Raw genomic sequence first — 24,768 nt, 5'->3', positions numbered from 1 at the left:
CGCTGCCCGCAATCTCAATAACGCCGCAGCAGCCCGGCGAGCTTTCCCTGCACGCGCACCTGATCGGGGCGGTAGCGCTGGGGGTTATAGTCGCGGTTGGCGGGGTCGAGGCGGATCATCGCGCCCTCCTTGCGGAAATACTTCAGCGTCGCTTCAGCATCGTCGATCAGGGCGACGACGATCTCACCATCGCGCGCGGTTTCGGTGCGGCGGATAAGCGCGTAATCGCCATCGAGAATGCCGGCCTCGACCATGGAATCTCCGGCAACTTCAAGGGCATAGTGCTCCCCCGAGCCAAGCAGGGCGGCGGGCACCGGGAGCATCGACGCGCCCTCCAGCGCCTCGATCGGGGTGCCGGCGGCGATGCGGCCGTGGAGGGGGATTTCGATGACGTCGTTGGCGGGCGCGGGCAAGGGCGCCGAGGACGAAATAGTCGTTGATGCGGAGGTTGGCGAAGCTGCCGCGGACTTTGGCGCAGCACCGCGCTCCGGCACCTTCAACACTTCAAGCGCGCGGGCGCGGTTGGGGAGGCGGCGGATGAATTCGCGCTCCTCCAATGCCGAGATCAGCCGGTGCACGCCCGACTTGGATTTGAGATCGAGCGCCTCCTTCATCTCCTCGAACGAGGGCGACACGCCGGTGTCGTTGAGGCGGTCGGCAATGAAGCAGATCAGCTCGTGCTGCTTGCGCGTGAGCATCCAAATTCTCCCGTCTGGAACAGACGAGGAACGTTTATGCAATGTTCCGCGGCGCTGTCAAGCGATCTGTAGGATTTCCGCCGAGTCGCCGATTTTGGCGGCCGGGGCATGCGGCGGACGGAGGATCAGGCAGTCGGCGCGGGCGAGGGTCCGCAGCATCGACGAATCCTGGATCGTCGAGGCGAAAGCGCGGCCATCGCGGATTTCGGCGCGTAGATAATCGGTGCGGGCCTCGTTGGCGGCGAGCGCTTCGCCGAGCGGGACGATGCGGGTCCGCGGCAGCGGATCGGCGGCGCCCGCGAGGCGCGCGACGAGCGGGCGGACGAACAGCATGGTGGTGATGAAGGCCGAGACCGGATTGCCGGGCAGGCCGAGGACGAACGCACGCCCGAGGCGGCCGGCCAGCATCGGCTTGCCGGGGCGCAGGGCGATCCGCCAGAAGTCGATCGAGCCGCCGGCGGCTTCGAGCGCGGGGCGGACGAGATCGTGATCGCCGACCGAGGCGCCGCCGCTGGTGACGAGGAGATCGGCATCGACCGCGCGGAAGGCGGCGGTGAGGGCATCCAGATCATCGGACAGAATGCCGAGATCGATGATCTCGACCGGCAGATCGGCGAGTTGCGCCGTGAGCATCAGCCGGTTGGTCTCGGGGATCTGGTCCGCGGCGAGCGGCGTGCCGGGCGCGACAAGCTCGTCGCCGGTGGCGGCGATGGCGACGCGGACCTTGCCGCGAACGGGGAGCGTTGCGTGACCGGCGATAGCGGCGAGGGCGAGCGCGGCGGGCGTGATGCGCTGGCCGGCGCGGATCAGCGTCTCGCTCTCGGCGAAATCGAGTCCCTTGCGGCGGACATTGCGGCCGGGCGTGGACGGGCCCGCGCCGGCGAGCGTCAGGCGCGGGCCGTCGCGGGCGGCTTCTTCCTGGACAAGGACAGTGTCCGTGCCGACGGGCAGCGGCGCGCCGGTGAAGATGCGGACGGCCTGGGATGCGGCGACTTCGCCGGCAAAGCCGCGGCCGGCGGCGCTTTCGCCGATGACCTGCCACGGGCCGGGCAGGTCGGCGAAGCGGATCGCATAGCCGTCCATCGCCGAGAGATCGGCGGCGGGCTGCGTGCGCAGGGCTACGATGCCGGCGGCGGCATAGCGATGGGCGGCGTCGGCGAGGGGGACTTGCTTGATGGCGAGCGGGGTGGCGAGCGCGAGGAGGCGGGACTGGGCCTCGGCGACGGGGAGCAGGGGAGCGGGCATCGCGTGAGGAGTAGGGGAGCGCGGGGCCGGGGGGAAGGGGCGGTAATATGCATCATCCGCTCAACGGTCCCCGCCGCCAAACATCAGCGCCCGCCCATTCGCGTCCACGCTCACCATGGTGAAGCGTGCCGTCGCCGCGTGACGCCGTTCCCCATCGAGGAGGTTCTCCGCCCATAGCTCGACATCCACGCGCACCGAACTGCGCCCGGTCATCGCCACGCGTGCGGCCAGCTCGACCATCTCGCCCTGCCGGATCGGCGAGACGAAATCGATGCGATCGGAGGCCGCCATCACCATTACCGCCCGCGCGTGCCGGGTGGAGGCGATAAAGGCGGCCTTGCCCATCATCTTGAGCGCATCGCCACCATAGAGCGTGCCGTAATGATTGGTCTGTGACGGGAAGACCATCTCGGCCATCCGCAGCCAGCCTTCGGGCCCGGCTGCCGCTTCCACGAGCGGCGGCAATGGCAACCGCGTCTCCGGTCCTTTCACCGCCGCCAGGGTGAAGCGGCCGCGCGTGCACAGCCGCCGCTCGCCCGAAACCGGCGCTTCGGCGACCAGCTCGACCTCGACATCGAGCGAACTGGTGCCGACCCGCACGACGCGGCCGGTCACCTCGACCATGTCGCCGGCCCTCGCGGGCGCGGCGAAATCGATCTTGTCGGAAGCGGCGGTGACGAAGGGCGCCCGGCCATGGCGGCTGGCGGCGAGGAACGCCACCTTGTCCATATGCGCGAGCGCCACGCCCCCGAACAGCGTGCCGTGGTGGTTGGAGTCGCCGGGGAACACCATGTCGATGAGCTGCACCGGCTCGCCAGCGGCCTTCGTCTCCGCCATCTCCCTTACGCCTCGGCCAGCGTTTCGGCGCGCAGCGCGCGGGCGGCGGCGACCATCGCCTCGACCGCGGGCTTCACTTCCTCCCAGCGGCGGGTCTTGAGCCCGCAGTCCGGGTTCACCCACAATTGCGCCGGGGCGAGATGCTGCTGGGCGAGCCGCATCAGCGCGACCATCTCATCCTCGCCGGGCACGCGGGCGGAATGGATGTCGTAGACGCCCGGCCCGATCGCGCTGGGGTAACGATACTCTGCGAAGCCTTCGAGCAGCTCCATCTGCGATCGCGCGGTCTCGATCGAGATGACGTCGGTATCCATCGCGCCGATCGCGGGCAGGATCTCGTTGAACTCCGAATAGCACATATGGGTGTGGATCTGGGTGGCGTTGCCCACGCCCGCCGCCGAGAGCCGGAAGCAATCCACTGCCCAGTCGAGATAATGCTGCCAGTCGCGCTTGCGAAGGGGCAGACCCTCGCGAAGGGCGGCTTCATCGATCTGGATCGCCTTGCAGCCGGCCCGTTCGAGATCGGTCACCTCGTCGCGGATCGCCAGCGCGATCTGGCGGCAGGAGGCTTCGCGCGGCTGATCGTCGCGGACGAAGCTCCAGTTGAGGATCGTCACCGGACCGGTGAGCATGCCCTTCATCGGCTTGTCCGTCAGCGATTGCGCATAGCGCCACCATTCAACGGTCATCGGTTCGGGCCGCGAGACATCGCCATAGAGAACCGGCGGGCGGACGCAGCGAGAGCCATAGCTCTGCACCCAGCCATTGACCGTGAAGGCGAAGCCGGCGAGCTGCTCGCCGAAATACTGCACCATGTCGTTGCGCTCGAACTCGCCATGGACGAGCATGTCGAGCCCGACCTGCTCCTGCCAGCGGATCGCGCGCGCGGTCTCTTCGCGCAGGAACTGCTGATAGGCGGCATCGTCGAGATTGCCGCGATTATGCTCGGCGCGGGCGTGACGGACTTCAGCGGTCTGGGGAAACGATCCGATCGTGGTCGTCGGAAACAGCGGCAGGCCCAGCACTTCCGCCTGGGCGCGGATGCGCTCGGCATGCCCGGCCTGGCGCTCGCGCATCGCGGCGGTGACGCCGCTGATACGGGCCTGGACCAGCGGATCGTGAATGCGGGTCGAGGTGCGGCGATTCGCGGCGGCCTGAGCCGAGGCCGCGAGCTGCCCGGCCACGCTGGCGCGGCCATCGTTGAGCGCGCGCTTGAGCAGGTCGAGCTCCGCGATCTTCTGCACCGCGAAGGCCAGCCATTGCTTCAGTTCGTCGTCGAGCCTGGGTTCGAGGGTGAGATCGACGGGCACATGGAGCAGCGAGCAGGATGGCGCCAGCACCAGGTCACGCGTCGCCGCGATCGGCTCGATCCAGTCGAGCAGCGCCTCGAGATCGGCACGCCAGATATTGCGGCCGTCGATCACGCCGAGCGAGAGCAGCAGCGTTTTCGGTACCGCCTTCAGCACCGCATCGAGCTGCTCCGGCGCCCGCACGAGATCGACATGCAGGCCGGCGACCGGAAGCGCGGCGGCGAAGCCCAGATTGTCCTCAAGGCCGCCGAAATAGGTGGTCAGCATCATCTTCGGGCCGGATCGCGCGAGCCGGGCATAGGCGCGGGTGAAGGCGCGACGCTGCTGCTCGCTCAGATCGGTGACGAGGATCGGCTCGTCGATCTGCACCCATTCGGCACCTTCATGCGCGAGATGGCCGAGAATGACATTGTACAGTCCGAGCACCTCGTCGAGAAGGTCGAACGGATCGACGCCCTGGCCCTTGGCCAGGCTCAACCAGGTGACCGGGCCGAGCAGCACCGGACGCGTTTCATAGCCCTGCGCCTTGGCCTCGCGATATTCATCGACGATCTTGCTCTTGCCGAGCGCCAGCTTCTGGCCCGGCTCGATCTCCGGCACGATGTAATGATAGTTCGTGTCGAACCATTTGGTCATCTCGCCAGCGGTGACGCTGCCCGAACCCGTGCCGTGCGCATGGCCGCAGCCGCCGCCGGTGGTGCCGCGCGCCATCGCGAAATAGGTGGCGAGATCGGCCTGGCCATCGGCCGCCGCATACCGTGCCGGGACCGCTCCCAGCATCACGCTGGTGTCAAGAACATGGTCGTAGAGCGAGAAATCATTGGACGGCAGCCAATCGACTCCGAGCCCGTTTTGGCGCGCCCAGGTGGCGGTGCGCAGCCCGGCCGCGGCTTCGAGCAATTCGGCCTCGCCGGTCTTGCCGCTCCAGAATTTCTCGAGCGCGAATTTCAGCTCCCGGCGCGGACCGATGCGCGGGAAACCCAATGTGGCAACAGTGACAGTCATGTTCTTCAACCCCGAAGAATGGGGCGAAGCGCCGGGCCAGGCACAAACAGGCACGCGACCGCAACCGGCCGCGCAGCATGCAAGCGACCAGACCGGGCACCCCGCCGGTGGACGTTATGGCGTCGAAGGCAGGTCTCCTGGCTCGCGGGTCAGCGCGGTCGATCCGTCTTCCCGGGGCGAACCCCAGTGACATGATTGGATCGCCGCTCGCCGCTTACAGTTGCGGGGGCAGCGCCGGCTTTGCCCATGAAGGCGCACCGGCTTCCCGTCTTAGCTCCGGCGCGGATCAGCCCGGCCGGAGAACCTTGACGGGCCCGGTATCCGCCTTCGCGAGCGCGGCGTCAATCGGGATATAAAGAATTCTTTATATTAGGAGTGCGGGTGCCGCTGAGGTTTGGCGTTCCGAGCCGGTTTTCAGCGCCGCGAGCGCTCGCGGAAGATGGCTTCCGGGAATTCCGGCGCGGCCTTCATGTCCGCCACCGAATAGAGGAACGGATCGGCGGGCCAGTCGCAATGGCCGGCCCATGTCACGCGGAACGGTTGGCCCGACAGGCGCGGGGTTATCGCCAGTTCGATCAGGTCGATGTCTTCGGTGCCGGCGTTCACTTCGACGTGGAGGCGTTCGGGGTCGTAGACGATCAGGGTGCCGTGTCCGGTGGGCGGAGGCGCGACGGGCGTGCCTTCGGAGGTGGTGAAGGTCAGGCGGTCGGTGGCCGACAGCATGACGATCGCGCGGCGGGTGCCGGGTGGGGCGGGCAGGGGCGTGGCGGTGGCGTTGGCGGCGTAGCGGATGGGGCGGGCGCTGGCGACGGTCAGATCGCGCCTGGAGCCGGCGTGGAGCAGGGCGGCGGCCTGGCCCTGGCTGAAGATCCGGGCGGCGTGGGTCAGCCAGGTGCCGGCGGGTTCGGCGAGGGTGATACCGGGCTGGCCGGCGCGCGGCCTGCCGACCCAGTCGGGGCGGGCCTGGGGATTGCCGGTGCGATCGAAGGTCAGGCCGGCGGAGAGCCGGGCGAGGGCATCCGCGCCGAGCTGGTCGTGGACGAGGCCGGTCTGGGCCCAGCGCAGCGGGTATTCGGGATGGGCTTCCGAGGGCGCATGGCGCTCGGCCTGGCGGGCGGCATGGCCGTAGCGGATGGGATTGGCGATGTTGGCGGTCCGATCGCGCAGGGTGGCGGCGATCTTGTCCAGCGAGACCAGCGCCGAGGCGCGGTTGACGTGGCAGCCGTCGAGCTCGAACTCGGGGCGGAGCAGGCCGGCTTCGGTGAGCTCGGGCCAGGTGTCGATGAAGGGGATGGCGGTCTCGGCGCAGAAATCGGCGAGGAGACGGTTGGCGAGCAGGGTCAGCTTGGCGCGGATCGGGGCGTCGATGATCGCGCCGCCGGTCCAGTTCGACGCGGCCTGGGCGTCCGGGGTGCGCGGGGGCAGGCAGTGGATCATCATCCGGCTGAAGCCGACGCCCTGAAGCATCCGCACGGCATCGAGGAAGGGGGCGAGGCAGGCGGCGATATGCGCGTGGATATCTGCATGGGCCATGCTCTGCTTCGCCGCGTCGATACCGAAATGGGGATCGTCGGGCAGGACGAAATCATAGGCGTTGCCGAGCTGGCGGAACAGGCCGTGGAGATCGAGATCGCCGGCGAACAACACCATCGGCGGAGCCAGCATCGGCGCGCCGGCGAGAAAGGCGGCGGACGGCTCGGCGTGGAGGAAGGCGGGACGCAGCTCGGCATCGAGGATGCCCTCGGCGATCAGCGCCTCGGCATAGCCGGTGTCGAGATTGCCGCCGGCGAGATAGTCGGCGGCCTTGAGGGTGGCGAGGAAGCGGGTGCGGCAGAGGAAGGTCCGTTCCTCGGCGCGGAACAGGAGATTGTTGAAGACGAGGCTGTGGCTTTCCCCGATCATGTGGATCGGGGAGACCGCGCCGAGCGGCTCGATGGTCACTGGCGGGCGCCGGGATTCTGGGCGGCGAGGGCGGCGAGGACCAGCTCTTCGTCGCACATCGGTCGGGTGGATGCGGGCGCGAGCGGGAGCGGATCGCGGTTCGTGGCGGACGGCGGGGCTTCGGCGCCGGTGAACTGGCGATGGAAGCATTCGAGGACATGGGCGACGGCGGCGTCGGAGACGGCGCGGCGGTCTTCGAGGAAATAGGCGGCGCTGTCGCCGGTGGCGGTGACGATCTCGTACGAGCCGAAATAATGGACGTGCGGGTGCTTGCGGACCGCCTCCTCGGCGGCGACGCGGAGCACCGATTTCGAATAGGTGGTCGCCTGGAGCACATGGCGCTGCTCATAGGTGGCGAGGAGCGGGACCGGCGACACGGTGAGGAGAATCGGGGCGGCGGGGTTCACCGCGGCGAACTCGGCGACGAACTGGTCGAGATGCGAGGTGACTTCGGCGACGCTGAAATTGTGGAAGACATGGGCGGCGGGATCGAAGGCGCCGCCGAGCGGCGAGCCGGGGCAGGCGGGGAAGACGGCGCCGTCCTCCTTGCTGAGCCAGGCTTCGGTGAGGCCGAGGGTGAAGACGAAGACATCCGCTTCCTCGAACATGCGGCGGACGGCGCGGAGATGCGACGCGCGGTCGTTCAGGCATTCCCGTTCGCTCTGGAACCCGCCGGGCTGGACCGAGGGACGGAACGGATCGACCCAGCCGCCCTCGGGAAGCTGCCACAGCGGCTCGGCGGGGGCGAAGCGATCGAAGGCGCGGTGGAAGAGCTGGAGCAGCTGGAGCGCGGTGTAGATATTGCCGTAGCGGGCGGAATAGATGCGGTAGTTGAGGTCGCGGCGGCGCTCGGGCGAGAGGAACGGCGCGCCTTCCTCGGTGACGAAATAATTATAGCCGCTGGCCTGGAGCGATTCCGAGATGCGCTGCGCGAAGCAGCTGCCGGCGGAGGCGATCTTGTCGGTCGGGGCGATGCGCAGGCGGGTGCCGCTGTGCGGATCGATCTCGCGCGGGGCGCGGCCGGCGACGGACTTCCCCCAGCGTGCTTCCCTGGGAACCGAGAAATAGGGGAATGACGGCATGTCAGCCATCGGGGCACCTTCCAGCCATGAACCTCGGCTCGACGCTAGGGGCGATCCTCTAACAAGCTGTTAACCATGCCCCCGGAGTCAGGGTACGGCGATCAGGTGCCGGCGGCGGGCCGGGGCAGGCGCTCGCTGCGATAGTAACCGAAACTCAGCCACAGCGAGATCGCGCCGAGGAGGTGCCATGCGGCATGGCCCTGGAGCAGGCTGTGCGGCGAACAGGCGAGGCCCTGCTGATCGAGGATCCAGACCGCGAAGCCCGTCGCGTTGACGAGGATGCCGCCGAGATAATATCCGATGCGCGCGCCGGGACGGAGCGGGCGGGCGAAGACCAGCTCGACGAGAATGGCGAGGATCAGCAGCACCGCGAACAGCCAGCGGCGCACTTCGGGCATCAGGATCAGCACCGCGATCAGCATGGCGCAGAGCGCGGCGTAGATCGCGACGGCGCGGCCATCGGGGATACTCCGCCACCGCGCCAGCGCGCGGACCAGCAGGAACGAACCGACCAGATACATGCCGGCGACATCGACGAACTGGCCCCACAGAGTCAGCGTCGCGTGCATCAGCACCGAGCCGAGCCCGACGGCGATCGCGGTCAGCCCCAGCGTGCGCGCCGCGAGCGGCGGCATCGCCGAGACCCGGTCGCGGCCGCCGGCGATGACGATCATCAGGAAGCCGGCGAGAACATAGCCATAGGATGACCAGCTATCGGCGGGCTGCAGCACCAGATCGCCGGTGCGCGGCATCTCGCAGAAGCAATGCGTCGCGGTGCAGGTGGCCGGGGCATAGACCGACCAATCGGGGCCGAGCGCGGTGAGCAGAGCGAGGACGGCCAGCGCGGACAAGGCGGTCAGTGCCAGCGCGATTGCCATCGATCGCGCCGAAATCCCCTGCGTCATATCCGCCCTCCCGGCACCTTACGGACAGTCGCATCATCCCGTGCCGTCGGCAACCGGGGGCGGGATCAGGCTCCGCTCGAGATCAGGCTCAGTTCGCCGGGGCGCAGCGGCAGGCGGAATTCGCAGAGATAGCGGTGCTGATCGGTTTCGAGCACCGAGGCCGGCGCGCCGCCAATATGCGGGAGCGCGATCCAGAGCGGTGTGCCCTGCGTCAGCGGGGCGCGGCTTTCGAACTCGACGAGCTGCGAGGTGAGACCGCGGAGCCGGACGTTCCACCAGCGCACGCCTTCGCGGACGCGCGCCGGGGCGTCGAGCTGGATGGCATGGGCATCCGGGATCAGCCCGGGGACGGGGAAGGCGCCCGAGCGGATCGGGTGTGCCGGGGTCTGCTGGACCTGGCGCAACCACGGCATCAGGATCTGCCACGGCAAGGGCTCGTCAAATTCGATGCCGGCCTGGCCATCGCTCGCCCATTTGATCGTGCCGTCGATCGGGCGCAGTCCATCGAAGCTGATCTGGACCGGATCTTCGGGCAGCAGCAGGCGGCGGCTCTCGACCGATGCGCCGCCCTGCGAGAGATTGCGGCTGCGGGTGAACTCGATCGCGCCCTTGTGATGGACGCTGACGGTCTGGTGGAGCTCGATGCGCGGCATCTGGCGGCGCTCGGCGGGAAGGCTGGCGAGGGTGCGCGCGACGGTGCCGACGACATCGATGGGGGCATCGAAGACGAAGCCGGCGGTCTCGCCGGTCGTCCAGGCGATGGTGCCCGGGATCGACTGGCCGCTGGCGAGGGTCAGCGACAGCGCGTCACCCTCGGTGAGCGCGGCATCGTGATGGAGCGTGGCGCCGGCGGCGTTGAGCTTGCGCAGCGAACAGGGGAGGGCGATCCGCTCGCCGGTCAGGGTCGCGGCGTCGAGATCGGCATGGCCGAGGGCAAGCGGCTCCGCTGCCGGAAAATCGGCCGCCAGACTGAAGATCGTGGAGGACGCAAGTCCTTGTCGCATAGCCAAAAATACCCCACCCGGCTCAACTTGAGTGTGGGGGCGGGGGCTGAAGGCCGCGTTAAGCGGGAGGGTTAATCGCGGTCCGGCGCGCCTAAGGGAAAATACGACCGGTATGGACGGGCCTCATCGACGGCGCGGGCGACGCTGGGCCGGGCGAGCAGGCGCGCGCGATAGGCCTTGAGATGCGCGAACTGCTCCGGAATCGGATAGGCCCAGTCGGCGTAGAAGAGCGACGGCGCGGCGGCGCAATCGGCGAGGCTGAAGCGATCCGCCGCGGCCCATTGGCGGCCATCCTGTTCGCGTTGGGCCATGCGGGCATCGAGCCAGGCGTAGCTCTTGTCGAGCATGGCGTGGACGCCCTCGGCAACGAAGGCGTCGCGCTTCTCCTCCGGGCGGATCGCGTTGTTCACGAGGGGCTGCATCGCGTTCATCACATAATTGTCGAAGATGCGATCGAGCATGCGGACTTCGATGGCCTGATCGGGATCGCCGGGGATCAGCTGGACCGGGCCGGGATGGTGAATCTGGAGATGCTCGATGATCGCGCTGGTCTCGACGATGGTCTTGCCGCCATCGCGCAGCACCGGGAATTTGCCGATCGGCCACAGCGTTGCGAGCTCGGCGAAGACACCCTCATGCTCGATATGGCGATATTCGAACGGCGTATCGTTCTCGTAGAGCGGGATCAGCACCTTCCAGCAATAGGAGGAGAAGGGGTGGGCGAAGAGTTGCAGCGTCATGGGCGCTGGTTTGGCTTGCGGCTGCGGGCTTGTCCAGATAAGAACATTTCATGAACGAGATGACGCGATGCGCATGGGCCGGCGACGATTCGCTGATGCAGGCTTACCACGATGCCGAATGGGGCGTGCCGGTGCGCGATGCCCGGACGCTGTGGGAAATGCTGATGCTGGAGGGGTTCCAGGCGGGGCTATCGTGGCGGACGATCCTGCACCGGCGCGAGGGGTTCCGGCGGGCATTCGCCGGGTTCGATCCGGTCAAGGTGGCGGCGTTCGGACCGGCGGATGTCGAGCGGCTGATGGCGGACGAGGGCATCATCCGGGCGCGGGCCAAGATCGAGGCGACGATTGGTGCGGCGCGGATTTATTGCGCGATGGCCGAGGCGGGGGAGGATTTCTCGGACTGGCTATGGGGGCTGGCCGGAGGCGCGCCTCAAGTGAATGACGGAGTGCGTGTGCCCGCGCAGACGCCGGTTTCGGAGGCGATGTCCAAGGCGCTTAAGGCGAAGGGGTTCAAGTTTGTCGGGCCGGTGATCGTCTATGCGTTCATGCAGGCGGTGGGGATGGTCAACGACCATGCGCCGGAGTGTTTTCGGCGGTAATTTCCTCTCCCGATGGGAGGAGGAGTTAAGCCTGCCAATCGCCCGATTTGCCGCCGCTTTTCGAAAGCAGGCGCACCTCGCCGATCACCATCGCCTTATCGAGGGCCTTGGCCATGTCGTAGAGGGTGAGCAGCGCGACGGTGGTGGCGGTGAGGGCTTCCATCTCGACGCCGGTCTGGGCTTCGGTGGCGGCGGTGGCTGTAACGGTGACGCCGGTTTCGTCGGGGGCGAGGTCGATCGCCACGCGAGTCAGCGGCAGCGGGTGGCAGAGCGGGATCAGCTCGGCGGTCTTCTTGGCGGCCATGATCCCGGCGATGCGGGCGGTGGCGAGGACGTCGCCTTTCTTGACGCTGCCTTCGCGGATCGCCCGCGCGGCTTCGGCGGACATGGTGATGCGGCCGGTGGCGACGGCTTCGCGGGCGGTGACGGGCTTGCCGGCGACATCGACCATATGGGCTTCGCCGGCGGCGTTGAGATGGGTCAAGTTCCCCTCCCGCTTGCGGGAGGCGCTAGGGGAGGAGTTGTCCGTTTGGCTCACCATCTTGACATGCCCTCCCCCGACCCCTCCCGCAAGCGGGAGGGGAGAAGAAGTTAGCCCAGCAGCGCGCGGGTGGCGGCCTCGATATCGGGCTGGCGCATCAGCGCTTCGCCGACGAGGAAGCATTTGATGCCATTGTCGGCGAGGTGGCGGACATCGTTATGGCCGGTGATGCCGCTTTCGGCGACGAAGGTGCAGCCGGGAGGGGCGTCCTTCAGCACTTCGAGCGTGCGGTCAAAATCGACGACGAAGTCCTTGAGATTGCGGTTGTTCACCCCGATCAGGCGCGACTTGAGGCGATAGGCGCGCTGGAGCTCCCGCTCGTCATGGACTTCGACGAGGACGTCCATGTTGTGATCGATCGCGGCGGCTTCGATCTCGGCCATTTGCATGTCCGAAAGCGCGGCGACGATGATCAGGATCGCGTCGGCGCCGATCATGCGGGATTCGGCGACCTGCCACGGATCGACCATGAAATCCTTGCGCAAGACCGGTAGCGAACAGGCCTGGCGGGCGGCGATCAGATAGTCCTCGTGGCCCTGGAAATAGTCGCGGTCGGTGAGGACGGAGAGGCAGGCGGCGCCGCCTGCTTCATAGGCGCGGGCGTGCGCGGCGGGGTCGAAATCGGCGCGGATCAGGCCCTTGGACGGGCTGGCCTTCTTGATCTCGGCGATCAGGCCGTAGCCGCCTGCGGCGATTTTCTTCTCCAGCGCACGCTTGAAACCGCGAACTGGCGAGACGCCTTCAGACGGCTGCCACGCCCCCTTGCGCGCGGCGACTTCGGCGCGCTTGGTTTCCAATATCCGGTCGAGGATCGTGCTCATCTAATAGGCGATCCAGCAGTCGAGCAGGGCGTTGGCAAGGCCCTTGTCGAGGGTTTCGGCGGCTTCCTCCACGCCTTCGCGCAGATCGGCGGCGTGGCCGGCGACCATCAGCGCGGCGGCGGCGTTGAGGAGGACGGCGTCGCGATAGGGGGAATGCTCGCCCTGGAGCAGGCGGCGCAGCGCCACCGCGTTATATTCGGGATCGCCGCCGCGGATCGCGGTGAGCGGGTGGCGGGGGAGGCCCGCGTCTTCGGGGGCGATGCGGGCCGGGAGCGACGCGCGGCCGACATTGACGGCGATGCTGGCGCCTTCGGTGGAGAGTTCGTCGAGCCCTTCGTCGCCGGAGATCACCGCCGCGGCCTCGGTACCCAATTGCTCGAGCGCCTCGGCATAGATCGGGGCATAGTCCGGGCGGGCGATACCGATCAGCTGGCGGGTGACATGGGCCGGATTGGCGAGTGGGCCCATCAGGTTGAAGATCGTGCGGCGGCCGATGCGGCGGCGGATCGGGCCGATGCGGGCGAGGGCCGGGTGGTGATGCTGCGCGAACAGGAACGCGATGCCGAGATCGCCGAGCGTATCCTCGGCGGCGGCGGCGGCGCGGTCGAGGTCGAGGCCGAGCGCTTCGAGCGTGTCGGCGGCGCCGGCCTTGCTGGAGGCGGCGCGGTTGCCATGCTTGGCGACGGGGACGCCGGCGGCGGCGACCACCAGGCTGACGGCGGTGGAGACGTTGAGGGTGTGGTGGCCGTCGCCGCCGGTGCCGCAGACGTCGATCGCGCCGGCGGGGGCGGTGACCGGGATGACCCGCGAGCGCATCGCCCGGGCGGCCTCGGCGATCTCGATGCTGGTCTCGCCGCGCTCGGAAAGGGCGATCAGGAACGCCTCGATCTCGGCTTCGGATGCGGTGCCGTCGAGCATGTCGGCGAACGCCTGCGCGGCGGTTTCGCGGGCGAGCGGCGATGCGGGATCGGGGAGGAGGGTAAAGACAGTCACCGCGCCTCTATCCCGGCGGGTGGCGTGTGAGTCGAGCGTTTCCTGTTATGCCGCCGCGAAGCCTGTATTGTCGGCTGGCGCTTCAGGCGTAAGGAGCGTCACTTCGAAATATGCGCCGGCCGGCGGCATCGCCGCACCCATCACATAATCGACGACAACCTCGCTTTGGAAATTCACCGGCCAGATCAGCCGCCATTGCAGCTGCATGGACGGAGTGAGGATGCGTGTGATCGGCATGATCACGCACGAATCGCTGGCCGGGCCCATCACCGTCACGCCGATCAGGCCGTCCGTTGGCAGTTTGACGCAAGTGAGCGCGATGTGGAAGTCGCCGCCGCCCGGGGCGGTCACGGGAGCGCTTCGTGTGATGGCGCTCCCGTCAAATGTCTCGGCATCACAATGCAGCAGCGTTGTTGTGGTGGTCGTGCCTGTAGATGCAACCATGCCAACTCCCCGATCCACGCCCAAGACGCTAACGGGGTGAAGACCAGATAGAAATACCGTGCGAGTTTCCGGCGGAGGACGGGGAATGGTTGGAGGGGTTGCACCTACGCGCAACGCTCTCCAACCAAGGGTCCCAGTTGGGGCCCGGCCTTCGCCGGGGTAACGGTCAGTTGGCGGTGTTGCCGATCACCGCGTTGCCGACCGGCGCGGGCGGAGGCGGCGGTGCCGGCTGCGCTTCGGGACCGGCATCGCCGCCGGGGCCGCCAGGGCCGCCGGGGCCGGCATCCGGGCCGTGCGGGCCAGGGCGGGGGCCGTGCGGACCGCCTTCGGGGGCGCGGGGGATTTCGCCGATAACGATCTTGCCGTCGCCATTGGTGTCGAGCTTCTTGAACTCGGCATTGCCGGCCGCAGTCCATTCGGCGGCGGTGATCTCGCCGTTGTTGTCGGCGTCGGCATTGGCGAAATGGCCGATGCCCTTGTCGTGCATGGCGTTGACCGCGCCGGTGACGCCGAGGGTGGCGACGATGCCGGCAAGCGCGGCGGCGGCATATTTCAGATTGGCGTTCATTTTCGATACTCCTGTTTGCCCGGTGATCGGGCACAAGCGGCGGTATCGTTGCCGAACATCGCAGGGGGATTACGGCACCTGCAATAAAGTGTCGCAAATTGTATGGCGCGGCGGCGCCGGCCGCGGATTGCTTTGTTGCACGTCCGCGATAGTTTGCAGGCGAAGGAGAAGTCGATGCGCGGGATTTTTCGTCTGGCCGGCCTGGCGATTTGTGCCGCCTTGTTCGCCACGCCTGCCTTGGCGCAACTCGATTCCGAACGGGGTGACAGCCAGTTCCCGCCGAGCCTGGATGCGTTCAAGGCTTCGAAATGCGCGGTGTGGAAGCCGGACAAGGGCTGGACCAATCCCTATAAGTCACGCGTCAACTATGTCGCCGGGCCGAACGGGGCCGAGCCGATGACGGTGACGATCAAGACCATGGATTGCAAACCGCGCCCCGATTACTGGCATAAATGGTGGCTGCTCGGGCTGCGCAATGCCGCCGGCAAGACGATCGTGCCGGAGGGCTATCGCAACATGTATGCGATCTCGCCGACCGCGGCGATCGTGCAGCGGCTCGACAAGGGCTGGGCGATCCATGAGGGCGGCAAGGAACGGCCGCTGCCGTTCCAGCCGGCCAGCGTGCATCCGACCGACGCGCGCGGCCCCTGCACCGAAATCCTGAGCAATCCAGACGGGGCGCAGGGCGTGCTGGTCTATGGCGTGGTGCAGAACGGCGTGCGCGATGTCGCCTATTTTCACGGATCGAGCACACCGGCGATGTTCCGCGGCGTGCCCAAGGATCAGCCGGTGCGGCGCACCGGTGACCGGATCGTCGTGAACTATGGAGATACCGCACGAATCTATAATCTCGCCGGCGTGCCGATGAGCGGGACGTTCGAGAATATAAGCTTCTGGCAGACCAAGCTGCCCTGGGGACGCAAGGACACGTGCCGGACCGGGCGCGCGCAGATGCTGGCCAAGGGGCCGAGCCTCGACCGCAATCCGGCCAAGACCGAATATGGCGCGGTACGATTTCCGCTGTCGGCGACGGGCGAGTTCCTGCCGCTGCCCGAAGGGGCGATCGGCGTGCTGCCGACCAGCAATCCGATCACCAACACCCCCTATGCCGATCTGCCCGATGACAATTGGGACTGGCTGAGCGAGCAATGGGCGATAGTGTATCCGGATGCGAATGGCTGGAGCTACAGCCTGTATGACGGCACGCTGGAGCAGGCGCTGGCGCGGGGCAAGAGTAGCGATCCGCGCTACCGCGAAATCGCGCGCGAAGGCACGTCGGGGTTCTTTGCCGCGATCGATGTCCGCACCGGCAAATGGGTGGTGCCGGCCTCGGCGGGTGCCGAAACGCTGGGCGCGCCGGCAAATGATCCGGCGACGGCACGGGCCAATTACAACGCCGCCTGGGATGCGTGGAGCGCGGCGCAGCGGGCGGCGTTCGAGCGCAGCGTCGCCGAGCGCAAGGCGAAGGAACGCGCCGATTATATCGCCTTTCGCAACGAGAGGATCCGCGAGGGCAAATTGTGCCAGTATCTCGCGCCGATGAACTACACGATCGAAGAGATCACGGTGTACGCCCAGCATTGCGCGGGCGGCTTTTCCGCGAACGATCTGAGGAAGGCCCGCGAGATGGGCTTGTCCGCCGATCTTGTCGCAAAGGTCGAAGAAGGCCAGCGGCAAGTGGCGCGTAACGAAGCCGCGGCCTTGGCGCGTCGCGACTATGAACTCGCGAACCCCGTGCCCCGGCCTTATTATCCCGGCGCTTTCTCCGATGCGATCCGCAATGCCGGCGATGTAGCGGTCGATAACATCAAAAGGGGTTCGGACAATTGGTTCGATGCGCGTCGCAAGGCGTATCGCGAGGAATGGCAAAAAAAGCAGCGCGCTTATTAGGCGAGCGCCTTCGCTTCGATCCCGGCGATCCGGAGGAAGTTCGCCAGCATCGCATGGCCATGTTCGGTGGCGATGCTTTCGGGGTGGAACTGGACGCCGTGGATCGGCAGGTCGCGGTGGCGGAAGCCCATCACCGATGCGTCGCTGGCGGTGGCGTTGACCACCAAATCGTCGGGAATGTCGGTGACGATCAGCGAGTGATAGCGGGTGGCGGTGAAGGGCGAGGGCAGGCCATCGAACAGGCCGGTGCCGTCATGCTCGACCGGACAGGTCTTGCCGTGCATCAGCCCGCCGCGCACGACCGAGCCGCCGAAATACTGGCCGATCGACTGATGGCCGAGGCAGACGCCGAGCAGCGGCTTGCGGAGTTCGGCGCAGGCGGCGACGAGATCGAGGCTGATCCCGGCCTCGTTCGGCGTGCAGGGTCCGGGGGAGATCAGGAACGCGCTCGCATTGGTGGCGATCGCCTCGTGCGCGGTAAGTGCGTCGTTGCGCACGACCTGCACCTCGGCGCCGAGTTCCATCAGATAATGGACGAGGTTCCAGGTGAAGCTGTCATAATTGTCGAGAACGAGGATCATGGCGGCGCGCTAGCGTTTCTGGACGGCGACGACAATCGGCCCGATCGGCGCGCCGCCATCCTTGCGGCCCGCGACGGGATCGAACAGGCGCGAGACGGCGCCGTCGAAATAGAGCGCGTCGGGACAGGCGAGCTTGTCGCGGAACAGGCGGGCGAAGCGGCCGAACGAAACCGACTCGTTGCTGATCGCGAACCAGGCGGTGCCGTCAACGGATACGCCGACGCCGTTGCGAATCTGAAGCGAGGCGCCGTTGTCGCTGATCTGGGGGTGGAGGCGCCCACGGATCAGCAGCATCGGGCCGCTCTGGGTGGCGAAGCGGACATGATCGGGCTTCATCGCGGCGAAATTGTCGGTGGTGTCGGCGTGCCAGCCGGCGGTGTCGCCCCAGAAGACGCCGTTGGGGAGAAGGTGGAAATTGCCGGGGCCGGGCTTGCGGTTGAGCGGGGTCTGCTCGGCGCCATCCTCGACATAATAGCCGATCGCCGCGCCTTTCGCGTCGAACATGCCGGCGTTCATCGCGAAGGCGAGGTTGGCGTAGCGCTCGCCGAGGCGCTTTTCGAGGCCGGCGAAGTCGCGCATCGGCTGGCCATCCGCGCCGCGATTGACGAGGACGAGATCATGGGTCTGTGGGCTGGCGTGGCAGGCGGTGAACCGGGCGCCCTCGAAGAGGATATCCTGGCACGCTTCGGCGACGTTGCCGCCGCGACCGCATGCGGCAAGCGCGAGCAGGCCTGCCAGGGCGAAGAGGCGGAGGAACGGCGTCACGACTTCCGACTTAGCGGTCATGCCGCCGCAAACAAGGCACGCTACGCCTTGCCGCGGCCATGATGCCCGCGCAACGAGTTTGCCGAGAGGGGCGTTGGAACCCGTGTACCGAAGGAATTTCGTGATGATCGCCAAGCTTCTCGTCGCCACCGCAATGCTCGCCACCCCGGTGATGGCGCAGGACAAGCCGCAGGACCCGCCCAAGCGGGTGCGCTCGATCCTGCTCTACGGGCAGGAGGAATGCCCCAAGCCCCAAGACCCGGACGAGATCGTGGTGTGCGCCAATGCCGGGGAATCGCCCTATCGCATTCCCAAGGCGCTGCGCGATCAGCCGAAAGAGGATGCGGCGTCGCAGGCCTGGACCAATCGCGTCGAGACGGTGGAAGAGGTCAACCGCGCCGGGCTGCCCAATAGCTGCTCGCCGGTCGGCACCGGCGGCCAGACCGGCTGCACCCGGCAGATGCTGCAGCAATGGTATCAGGACCGGCTCGATCGCAAGGCAAAGGCCGCGCGGATTCCTGGGAACGGGAACTAAACTCCCTCTCCCCCGAGGGGGAGAGGACTTTATTGCCCGAATCCGGCCTCTGCGGCCCGCGCCACGGCTTCGCGGGCGGCGGCGAACAGGGCACCGGCCTTGGCTTCGCATTCGCGCTGTTCGTAATCGGGGTTCGAATCCGCGACGATTCCGGCGCCAGCCTGGACGTGCATGACGCCGTCCTTCACCAGAGCGGTGCGCAGGACGATGCACGAATCCATCGAGCCATCGGGCGAGAAATAGCCGACGCCGCCGGCATAGGGGCCGCGGGTTTCGGGCTCGAGCTCGGCGATGATCTCACAGGCGCGGACCTTGGGCGCGCCGCTGACCGTGCCCGCCGGGAAACCGGCGAACAGCGCGTCGATGGCGTCGCTGCCCGCCTTCAGCTTGCCGACCACGTTCGAGACGATGTGCATGACATGACTGTAGAATTCGACGGTATAGCTGTCGGTGACGCGGACGCTGCCGGCCTCGGCGGCGCGACCGACATCGTTGCGGCCGAGATCGAGCAGCATCAGATGTTCGGCGCGCTCCTTGGGGTCGGCGAGCAGGCTGTCGCGGTTGGCGGCGTCCTCGGCGGCGGTCAGCCCTCGCGGGCGGGTGCCGGCGATCGGCCGGATCGTGACTTCGCCATCGCGGGCGCGGACGAGGATTTCGGGGCTCGATCCGGTCAGCGCGAAGCCGGGCAGATCGAGATGGTAGAGGAAGGGCGAGGGGTTCACCCGGCGCAGCGCGCGATAGAGCTCGAACGGCGGGAGCGTGAACGGCGCGGTGAAGCGCTGGGCGAGGACGACCTGAAAGATATCGCCAGCCGCAATATAGTCCTTCGCCGCCGCGACCATGCCGGCATAGTGGCCGGGGCCAAGGACCGGGGTCAGCTCCACGGCCAAGGGGGCGGCGCGGACGGGCGCGGGGAGCGGCGCGGTGGCGAGCCTGGCGGCCACGGCGTCGATCCGCTCGGCGGCGGCGTCGACATCGCCGCCCGGCCAGACGGGAGCGACGAGGAACAGGGCGTCGGCCAGCCGGTCGAAGATCAGGATCACGGTCGGGCGCACGAACATCATGTCGGGCACGCCGACCGGGTTTTCGGGCGGGCGATCGAGCCGCTCGACCAGCCCGACGGTCTCATAGCTGAAATAGCCGACCAGACAGGCGAGCGCGCGGGGCAGTTCGGGCGGAACGTCCATCCGGCAGGCTTTGACCAGACCGCGCAGCGCTTCGAGCGCGGGCTGGGCGCAGGGGCGGAAGGCGTCGCGGTCGGTCAGCCATTCGGCGTTGACCGCGGCTTCGTTGCCGGTGGCGCGGAACACCATGTCGGGGGCGAGGCCGATCAGGCTGTGGCGCCCGCGCACCGATCCGCCCTCGACCGATTCGAGCAGGAAATCGCCGCGTCCGGGCTCGATCAGCTTGAGCGCGGCTGCGACCGGGGTTTCGGTGTCCGCGATCTGGCGGCGCCACAGCAGCGCCGGGCGGCCCTCGGCAAGCGCCGCGCGGGCCGCTTCCCGCCCTTCGATCATGCCGGACATGCCGCCTCATCTTCTCCCGCGAAAGCGGGAGTCCAGGGTGGCGAGCGCCGCATCGCTTGATCCTGGACCCCCGCTTTCGCAGGGGAGCAGGGAGAGTCAGCGCAAAGCGTTATCCGCGCGGCCACTCCGGAAATCAGCGCACGCCGGTGCGGGCGAGATCGTCGCGCAGGCGCTTGATCGCGCCTTCGTTACGCGTGACCTTCACCGCGCCGCGGATCGCGCGGATGAACTGACGGGCGTATTCGGGGCCGATCTGGGGCACGATGCCGGCCTTGGCCTGGCCCATCGTCACCGGATCCTTCGACGCGTCATGCTCCTCGACCGTGTCCAGATAGACGACGTAATAGCCGACGCGGCCCGGCGCCTCGACCAGCTTGGCCTTTTTGGGGGCCATGGCGAACGCCATCTGGATGAAATTCTCCTTGCCGGGGGTCTCCGAGCGCTTGAAATCGAACGGCTTGGGCGGCGGACCCTTCTTGACGCCGGCTTCGGCCAGCGCCTGCGCCATCGGCATGCCCTTTTCGAGCTTGGCGATCATGCCCGTAGCGGCGGCGCGCGCCTTTTTGAGCGCCTGATCGACCAGATAATCCTTGTTCACCTGGGCGCGGATATCGGCGAGCGGCTTGGGCGCGGCGGGAACCACCTTTTCCAGCGCGACCAGCGCGGCGGCGCCATCGGGCGAGATCTGCACCAGCTGCGGTTCGTCACCGACCGCGGCGAGGGCGAAGCCGGTGCGGACGATCAGCGCGAGATTGGGATCGGGCTTGGCCTCGGGCTTGGTCACGTCGATACCCTGCGCGGTGAGCTGCGGGGTGCGCTCGGCGGTGAGCTTGGCGTCCTTGACGGCTTCGTCGAAGGTCTTGCCGTCGCCGACGCCGTCCTCGATCGCCTGACGGGTGTCGGCGAGCGCCTGCGCGGTCTTGCGGCTGGTGACCTCTTCGGCGATCGCGGCGCGGACCTGATCGAGCGAGCGCGCCGCGACCTTCTCGACCTTGCTGACGCGGTAGACGATCCAGCTGGCGCCGACCTTGGCCGGACCGACCAGCTGGCCCTGCTGCGCGGTGAAGGCGGCCTCGGCGAAGGGCGTCGAGACGTCACGGGCGAGCGCGGCCTTCTCGACGGCGTCGAACTTGCGCGCTTCGAGACCAGATGCGCGCGCGGCGGCATCGAGCGCGCCCGATTTGGCGGCATTGGCGATGGTGGTGGCGGTCGCCTGATCGAGCGCGGTGACCATCTCGACGGAGCGCTTCTCGGTCGCGGCGTATTTGGCTGCGTCCTTCTTGTACTGCTCGGCGATCTCCGCTTCGGTCGCCGCCGACTGCGCCTTCAGCGCCTCGGGACGGATCACCGCGTAGCGCATCACGCGCTGCTCGGGCACGAGATAGCGGGCGCGGTTGGCGGCGTAATAGGCGGTCAGCGTCTTCTCATCGGGATCGGCGCCGGGGTCCATCGCCACGGTCGAGACCAGTCCGACGATGCCGGCGCGGCGCTCGAGCAGCAGCGAGGCATAGGGGGCGAGGACGCCATCGGGCATGGTCGGCGTGCCGAGCGCGGACCGGTTGACCAGCCAGGTGCCGTACTTCTCCTTGGTCAGACCCTCGCGGAAGACCGCGGGCGAGAGGCGGTTCTGCTGGAGCAGGTCTTCGAAGGTCTTCTGGCTGAACTTGCCGTCGAAGCCGATGAAAGCGGGGTTGCTGGCGATGTCACCGTCGATCAGCTTCTTGCTGACCTGCATGCCCGACTTGTTGGCGAACTCGACCATCGCCGCGGAATTGATCATCTCGTCCAGCGTCAGTTCCAGGCCGCCCTGGGCGAGGAACTGCTCCATCGTGATATTCTGGCCCTCGCGCGCGGCGCCGCGCAGGAAACGGTCGATCCGCTCGCGCACTTCGCTCTCGGTCACGCTGGTGCCGCCGACCTTGGCCAGCGCGGCGCTGGTGCCCCCGCCATTCGGGCGCAGACCGGTGATGTCGCCGGCGGCGAAGGCGATCGCGATGATCGCGAGGAAAACGAACACGACGACCAAGCCGAAGCGCGACTTGGTGATGTTCCGCATGGAATTGAGCATTTGGGGCCGTTCGCTGGAGAAGAGTTTAAGGTGCTTTAGGGCGGCTATGCCCGGCCATCAAGGTTGCGCGTCACGCCTGGGCCGTTATCGGGTGCGCGACAGGAATTTTGGGAGAGCGTGATGCGCCGCAAGCTGGTTGCCGGAAACTGGAAGATGCACGGGCTGAAGGCCGATCTCGGCGAAGTACGCGCGATCAGCGCCGCGATGCCCGATAATGTGGACGCCGCCCTGTGCGTGCCGTTCACGCTGATCGCCTCGGCGGTGGAGGCCGCGGGCGACATGCTGATCGGGGCGCAGGACGTGCATGAGGCCGACAAGGGCGCGCATACCGGCTGCATCTCGGCGGGAATGCTGATCGAGGCGGGCGCCGGGCTGACGCTGGTCGGCCATTCCGAACGCCGCGCCGACCAGCATGAAACCGATGCGCAGGTGAAGGCCAAGGCCGAGGCCGCGCACCGCGCCGGGCTGATGGTGATCCTGTGCGTCGGCGAGACGCTGGAGGAGCGCGATTCGGGACGGGCCGAGGCGGTGGTGACGGCGCAGGTGGCGGCATCGCTGCCCGCCGGGGCGCATGGCATGTGGCTGGCGCTGGCCTATGAACCGGTATGGGCGATCGGCACCGGACGCACCCCGACCGAGGGCGACGTCGCGGCGATGCACGGCGCGATCCGCGCCAAGCTGCGCGAGTTGATCGGCGGCGAGGCCGAGAGCATGCGGATCCTGTATGGCGGATCGGTGAATGCCGCCAACGCATCGGCGCTGCTGGGGTGCGCCGACGTCGATGGCGCGCTGGTCGGCGGCGCCAGCCTGACCGCCGACAAGTTCGTGCCGATTATCGAGGCCGCGGCTGCGCTAGGGTGAGCCAGGCGGCCGCACCGGAGGCGGCCGCCAGCGCGGCGCCGACGACCGCGCCGAGGTGGAAGGCGGTGATCAGTCCGGCGCCGGCGCTCGCCATCACCGCGCCGGCGATGGCGGTGGCGATCAGGCCGCCGGTGCGGGCGATGGCGCTGTTGAAGCCCGATGCCGTACCGGAGTGGCTATCATCGACCGAGGCGAGCACCGCGGTGGTGAGCGGGGCGGCGACCAGCGCCATGCCGATGGCGATAAGGATCATGCCGGGAAAGACGCTGGTCCAATAGGGCGCGCCCTGTTCGACCAGCATCAGCCCGCCAAAGCCGGCGGCAACGATCAGCGAGCCGAAGGTGAGGGGCAGGCGCGCGCCTGCCTTCGCGGTGAATTTGCCGGTGAAGCGCGAGGCCAGTCCCATGCCGAGCGGCATCGGGAGGAGGGCGAACCCGGCTTCGAGCGCCGTGTAGCCGCCGGCCTGGATCAGGACATAGGGGAGGAGCAGCAGCACGCCGCCCAGCGCGCCGTAGAGAAGGAAGGTGAGCAGGGTGAGGCCGGCAAAGGCGCGGCTGCCGAACATCGCGATGGGCATCATCGCCTTGTCGCCGAGGCGATGCTCGATCCACAGGAACGCAGCCGTGAGGGCCAGCCCCGCGACCAGGCCAAGGATCGCCGGCTTGCCGAGCGCGTGGTGGCTCGACCAGAGGGTCAGGCCCCAAGCGATCGCACCCAGCGCCAGCGTCGCGGCGAAGGCGCCGGGAATGTCGAGCGGGAGCTCGCCCTCGGCGCTCTCCTCGACATAGAATGCGGCGATGCCGACCGCGATGGCGGCGAGCGGCAGATTGACGAGGAAGATCGAGCGCCAGCCGATCGCATCGACCAGCCAGCCGCCGAGCGGCGGGCCGACCGCGCCGGCGATGGCGCCGGCCGCCGCCCAGGTGCCAATCGCCTTGCCGCGCTCCTCACCCGTGAAACCGTGGCCGAGCGTGGCGAGGCTGTTGGGGAGCAGGATCGCCGCGCCGACACCTTGCACCGCGCGGGCGATCAGCAACAGGGTGAGATCGCCGGCCAGCGCGCAGGCGAGGCTTGCGGCGGTGAACAGGACGATGCCGCCGATCAGCAATTTCTTGCGCCCGAAATGATCGCCCGCGGCCCCGCCGATCAGGAGCAGCGCCGAGAGCGGCAGCAGATAGGCATTGATCGTCCATTGCAGCTCGGCGGGGGTGGCGCGCAAATCCTTGCCGATCGCGGGCAGGGCGACGTTGGTCACCGATCCGTCGATGAAGGCGAGGCTGGAGGCGAGAATGCATGCGGTAAGCGTCAGGCGGGGATGGGCGGCGGCCATTGGCTGTCGTAACAGGTTTGGCGGCGAAACGATCCGGGAGAATGGCGATGCGCGTGGCGGAATGCCGGTGCGGTGCGGTGAAGGTGGCGTGTGCGGGCGAACCGGTGCGGGTGTCGGTATGCCATTGCCTCAATTGCCAGCGGCGCAGCGGCAGCGCGTTCGCGGTGCAGGCGCGCTGGCCGGAAGCGGATGTGGAGATCAGCGGCGAGACGCGGGAATGGACGGTTACCGGCGAATCGGGCGGGGTGGGGCGGTTCCTGTTCTGCCCGGTGTGCGGGGGCAATGTCGCCTACACGATCGATGCGATGCCGGGACTGGTGGCAGTGCCGGTCGGGGCGTTCGCCGATCCGGACTTCCAGCCGATGCCCGAATATTCGGTGTATGAGGGGCGGATGTGGCCGTGGGTGAAGATCGAGGGGGAGATGGAGCATTGGGATTGAAATGATCCTCCCCGGCACGGGGAGGGGAACCGCCGCGAA

At 67.8% G+C, this 24,768-nt stretch carries 24 protein-coding genes and 1 riboswitch; of the genes, 5 read left to right on the top strand and 19 right to left on the bottom strand.

The features are described from left to right. Positions 1-14: 14 nt before the first annotated feature. From lexA to KF730_RS09970, 9 genes are all read right to left on the bottom strand, one after another. The gene (gene lexA / locus KF730_RS10010; RefSeq protein ID WP_294094477.1) at positions 15-698 is read right to left on the bottom strand and encodes a transcriptional repressor LexA; all 684 of its coding nucleotides are present in this window, start codon (positions 696-698) and stop codon (positions 15-17) included. 57 nt (positions 699-755) lie between these two features. Further along, positions 756-1,943: a gephyrin-like molybdotransferase Glp gene (glp, locus tag KF730_RS10005; RefSeq protein WP_294094475.1), complete on the bottom strand. Its 1,188-nt coding sequence runs from the start codon at positions 1,941-1,943 to the stop codon at positions 756-758. A 60-nt stretch (positions 1,944-2,003) separates the two neighbouring features. Next, the gene (locus tag KF730_RS10000) at positions 2,004-2,780 is read right to left on the bottom strand and encodes a hotdog domain-containing protein (protein WP_294094471.1); all 777 of its coding nucleotides are present in this window, start codon (positions 2,778-2,780) and stop codon (positions 2,004-2,006) included. 5 nt (positions 2,781-2,785) lie between these two features. Then, entirely contained in the window at positions 2,786-5,095 is a 2,310-nt protein-coding gene (metE, locus tag KF730_RS09995) for a 5-methyltetrahydropteroyltriglutamate--homocysteine S-methyltransferase (protein ID WP_294094468.1), read from the bottom strand. Positions 5,096-5,204: 109 nt separating this feature from the next. Beyond that, positions 5,205-5,418: riboswitch (cobalamin riboswitch) on the bottom strand. A gap of 91 nt (positions 5,419-5,509) precedes the next feature. Beyond that, on the bottom strand, positions 5,510-7,036 hold the full coding sequence (locus tag KF730_RS09990; protein ID WP_294094465.1) for a hypothetical protein: 1,527 nt from the start codon (positions 7,034-7,036) through the stop codon (positions 5,510-5,512). After that, positions 7,033-8,127 (bottom strand): GSCFA domain-containing protein, encoded by a 1,095-nt coding sequence (locus KF730_RS09985; RefSeq protein WP_294094462.1) that lies wholly within the window; start codon positions 8,125-8,127, stop codon positions 7,033-7,035. Before KF730_RS09985 ends, KF730_RS09990 begins: the two co-directional genes overlap by 4 nt. Positions 8,128-8,219: 92 nt before the next feature. Then, positions 8,220-9,023: a ceramidase domain-containing protein gene (locus KF730_RS09980; protein WP_294094459.1), complete on the bottom strand. Its 804-nt coding sequence runs from the start codon at positions 9,021-9,023 to the stop codon at positions 8,220-8,222. A gap of 65 nt (positions 9,024-9,088) precedes the next feature. After that, the gene (locus tag KF730_RS09975) at positions 9,089-10,027 is read right to left on the bottom strand and encodes a PilZ domain-containing protein (protein WP_294094456.1); all 939 of its coding nucleotides are present in this window, start codon (positions 10,025-10,027) and stop codon (positions 9,089-9,091) included. A 71-nt stretch (positions 10,028-10,098) separates the two neighbouring features. After that, entirely contained in the window at positions 10,099-10,767 is a 669-nt protein-coding gene (locus KF730_RS09970) for a glutathione S-transferase family protein (RefSeq protein WP_294094453.1), read from the bottom strand. Between the two features lie 50 nt (positions 10,768-10,817). On the opposite strand from KF730_RS09970, the gene KF730_RS09965 reads away from it, so the two are divergent. Beyond that, positions 10,818-11,366 (top strand): DNA-3-methyladenine glycosylase I, encoded by a 549-nt coding sequence (locus KF730_RS09965; RefSeq protein ID WP_294094450.1) that lies wholly within the window; start codon positions 10,818-10,820, stop codon positions 11,364-11,366. A gap of 25 nt (positions 11,367-11,391) precedes the next feature. Here the strand turns inward: KF730_RS09965 and moaC are convergent, their stop codons facing one another. The 5 genes from moaC to KF730_RS09940 form a co-directional block, all read right to left on the bottom strand. After that, entirely contained in the window at positions 11,392-11,907 is a 516-nt protein-coding gene (gene moaC / locus KF730_RS09960) for a cyclic pyranopterin monophosphate synthase MoaC (RefSeq protein WP_294094446.1), read from the bottom strand. A gap of 50 nt (positions 11,908-11,957) precedes the next feature. Continuing rightward, a complete protein-coding gene (gene trpC, locus KF730_RS09955; protein WP_294094443.1) occupies positions 11,958-12,728 on the bottom strand; it encodes an indole-3-glycerol phosphate synthase TrpC in 771 nt (256 codons plus the stop codon). Continuing rightward, positions 12,729-13,721: an anthranilate phosphoribosyltransferase gene (gene trpD / locus KF730_RS09950; RefSeq protein WP_294094440.1), complete on the bottom strand. Its 993-nt coding sequence runs from the start codon at positions 13,719-13,721 to the stop codon at positions 12,729-12,731. Positions 13,722-13,766: 45 nt separating this feature from the next. Continuing rightward, the gene (locus KF730_RS09945; protein WP_294094438.1) at positions 13,767-14,165 is read right to left on the bottom strand and encodes a hypothetical protein; all 399 of its coding nucleotides are present in this window, start codon (positions 14,163-14,165) and stop codon (positions 13,767-13,769) included. Positions 14,166-14,331: 166 nt separating this feature from the next. Next, positions 14,332-14,733: a hypothetical protein gene (locus KF730_RS09940; RefSeq protein WP_294094436.1), complete on the bottom strand. Its 402-nt coding sequence runs from the start codon at positions 14,731-14,733 to the stop codon at positions 14,332-14,334. Positions 14,734-14,907: 174 nt separating this feature from the next. Here KF730_RS09940 and KF730_RS09935 point away from each other — a divergent pair, with 174 nt between their 5' ends. Next, complete coding sequence (locus KF730_RS09935; protein ID WP_294094434.1) at positions 14,908-16,623, top strand: hypothetical protein; 1,716 nt, start codon at positions 14,908-14,910, stop codon at positions 16,621-16,623. Here the strand turns inward: KF730_RS09935 and KF730_RS09930 are convergent. After that, complete coding sequence (locus tag KF730_RS09930; protein ID WP_294094431.1) at positions 16,620-17,204, bottom strand: aminodeoxychorismate/anthranilate synthase component II; 585 nt, start codon at positions 17,202-17,204, stop codon at positions 16,620-16,622. The two genes, KF730_RS09935 and KF730_RS09930, sit on opposite strands and share 4 nt — an antisense overlap. Positions 17,205-17,213: 9 nt before the next feature. Next, on the bottom strand, positions 17,214-17,990 hold the full coding sequence (locus tag KF730_RS09925) for a phosphodiester glycosidase family protein (protein ID WP_294094429.1): 777 nt from the start codon (positions 17,988-17,990) through the stop codon (positions 17,214-17,216). 103 nt (positions 17,991-18,093) lie between these two features. On the opposite strand from KF730_RS09925, the gene KF730_RS09920 reads away from it, so the two are divergent. Continuing rightward, complete coding sequence (locus KF730_RS09920) at positions 18,094-18,504, top strand: hypothetical protein (protein ID WP_294094427.1); 411 nt, start codon at positions 18,094-18,096, stop codon at positions 18,502-18,504. Between the two features lie 29 nt (positions 18,505-18,533). On the opposite strand, the gene KF730_RS09915 is transcribed toward KF730_RS09920, so the two are convergent. Both KF730_RS09915 and KF730_RS09910 read right to left on the bottom strand, forming a co-directional pair. Then, on the bottom strand, positions 18,534-20,021 hold the full coding sequence (locus KF730_RS09915) for a chorismate-binding protein (protein WP_294095866.1): 1,488 nt from the start codon (positions 20,019-20,021) through the stop codon (positions 18,534-18,536). A gap of 142 nt (positions 20,022-20,163) precedes the next feature. Then, positions 20,164-22,086: a peptidylprolyl isomerase gene (locus KF730_RS09910; RefSeq protein WP_294094425.1), complete on the bottom strand. Its 1,923-nt coding sequence runs from the start codon at positions 22,084-22,086 to the stop codon at positions 20,164-20,166. Positions 22,087-22,215: 129 nt separating this feature from the next. Here KF730_RS09910 and tpiA point away from each other — a divergent pair, with 129 nt between their 5' ends. Next, positions 22,216-22,959 carry a triose-phosphate isomerase gene (gene tpiA / locus KF730_RS09905; protein ID WP_294094422.1) on the top strand — a complete coding sequence of 248 codons (744 nt, stop codon included), beginning with the start codon at positions 22,216-22,218 and terminating at the stop codon, positions 22,957-22,959. Here tpiA and KF730_RS09900 read toward each other — a convergent pair. Next, positions 22,931-24,289 carry an MFS transporter gene (locus tag KF730_RS09900; RefSeq protein ID WP_294094420.1) on the bottom strand — a complete coding sequence of 453 codons (1,359 nt, stop codon included), beginning with the start codon at positions 24,287-24,289 and terminating at the stop codon, positions 22,931-22,933. The two genes, tpiA and KF730_RS09900, sit on opposite strands and share 29 nt — an antisense overlap. Positions 24,290-24,336: 47 nt before the next feature. Here KF730_RS09900 and KF730_RS09895 point away from each other — a divergent pair, with 47 nt between their 5' ends. Further along, the gene (locus KF730_RS09895) at positions 24,337-24,729 is read left to right on the top strand and encodes a GFA family protein (protein WP_294094418.1); all 393 of its coding nucleotides are present in this window, start codon (positions 24,337-24,339) and stop codon (positions 24,727-24,729) included. Positions 24,730-24,768: the final 39 nt, after the last annotated feature.

Origin of the sequence: Sphingomonas sp. (genome assembly GCF_019635515.1) — a bacterium.
Classification (GTDB): Bacteria; Pseudomonadota; Alphaproteobacteria; order Sphingomonadales; family Sphingomonadaceae; genus Sphingomonas.
The sequence above is the reverse complement of the archived record's forward strand: the minus strand, read 5'-3'. Positions and strand labels throughout refer to the sequence as shown.

Bases quoted from the DNA above. Each gene is read 5' to 3' on its own strand.
- KF730_RS09965 (WP_294094450.1), top strand. From the start codon at position 10,818: ATGAACGAGATGACGCGATGCGCATGGGCCGGCGACGATTCGCTGATG.
- KF730_RS09925 (WP_294094429.1), bottom strand. From the start codon at position 17,990: ATGACCGCTAAGTCGGAAGTCGTGACGCCGTTCCTCCGCCTCTTCGCC.
- KF730_RS09915 (WP_294095866.1), bottom strand. From the start codon at position 20,021: ATGATCGAAGGGCGGGAAGCGGCCCGCGCGGCGCTTGCCGAGGGCCGC.
- moaC (WP_294094446.1), bottom strand. From the start codon at position 11,907: ATGGTGAGCCAAACGGACAACTCCTCCCCTAGCGCCTCCCGCAAGCGG.
- glp (WP_294094475.1), bottom strand. From the start codon at position 1,943: ATGCCCGCTCCCCTGCTCCCCGTCGCCGAGGCCCAGTCCCGCCTCCTC.
- KF730_RS09930 (WP_294094431.1), bottom strand. From the start codon at position 17,204: ATGATCCTCGTTCTCGACAATTATGACAGCTTCACCTGGAACCTCGTC.
- trpC (WP_294094443.1), bottom strand. From the start codon at position 12,728: ATGAGCACGATCCTCGACCGGATATTGGAAACCAAGCGCGCCGAAGTC.
- KF730_RS09900 (WP_294094420.1), bottom strand. From the start codon at position 24,289: ATGGCCGCCGCCCATCCCCGCCTGACGCTTACCGCATGCATTCTCGCC.
- KF730_RS09945 (WP_294094438.1), bottom strand. From the start codon at position 14,165: ATGGTTGCATCTACAGGCACGACCACCACAACAACGCTGCTGCATTGT.
- KF730_RS09980 (WP_294094459.1), bottom strand. From the start codon at position 9,023: ATGACGCAGGGGATTTCGGCGCGATCGATGGCAATCGCGCTGGCACTG.
- KF730_RS09895 (WP_294094418.1), top strand. From the start codon at position 24,337: ATGCGCGTGGCGGAATGCCGGTGCGGTGCGGTGAAGGTGGCGTGTGCG.
- KF730_RS09975 (WP_294094456.1), bottom strand. From the start codon at position 10,027: ATGCGACAAGGACTTGCGTCCTCCACGATCTTCAGTCTGGCGGCCGAT.
- KF730_RS09920 (WP_294094427.1), top strand. From the start codon at position 18,094: ATGATCGCCAAGCTTCTCGTCGCCACCGCAATGCTCGCCACCCCGGTG.
- lexA (WP_294094477.1), bottom strand. From the start codon at position 698: ATGCTCACGCGCAAGCAGCACGAGCTGATCTGCTTCATTGCCGACCGC.
- KF730_RS10000 (WP_294094471.1), bottom strand. From the start codon at position 2,780: ATGGCGGAGACGAAGGCCGCTGGCGAGCCGGTGCAGCTCATCGACATG.
- metE (WP_294094468.1), bottom strand. From the start codon at position 5,095: ATGACTGTCACTGTTGCCACATTGGGTTTCCCGCGCATCGGTCCGCGC.
- KF730_RS09970 (WP_294094453.1), bottom strand. From the start codon at position 10,767: ATGACGCTGCAACTCTTCGCCCACCCCTTCTCCTCCTATTGCTGGAAG.
- KF730_RS09910 (WP_294094425.1), bottom strand. From the start codon at position 22,086: ATGCGGAACATCACCAAGTCGCGCTTCGGCTTGGTCGTCGTGTTCGTT.
- KF730_RS09940 (WP_294094436.1), bottom strand. From the start codon at position 14,733: ATGAACGCCAATCTGAAATATGCCGCCGCCGCGCTTGCCGGCATCGTC.
- KF730_RS09935 (WP_294094434.1), top strand. From the start codon at position 14,908: ATGCGCGGGATTTTTCGTCTGGCCGGCCTGGCGATTTGTGCCGCCTTG.
- KF730_RS09985 (WP_294094462.1), bottom strand. From the start codon at position 8,127: ATGGCTGACATGCCGTCATTCCCCTATTTCTCGGTTCCCAGGGAAGCA.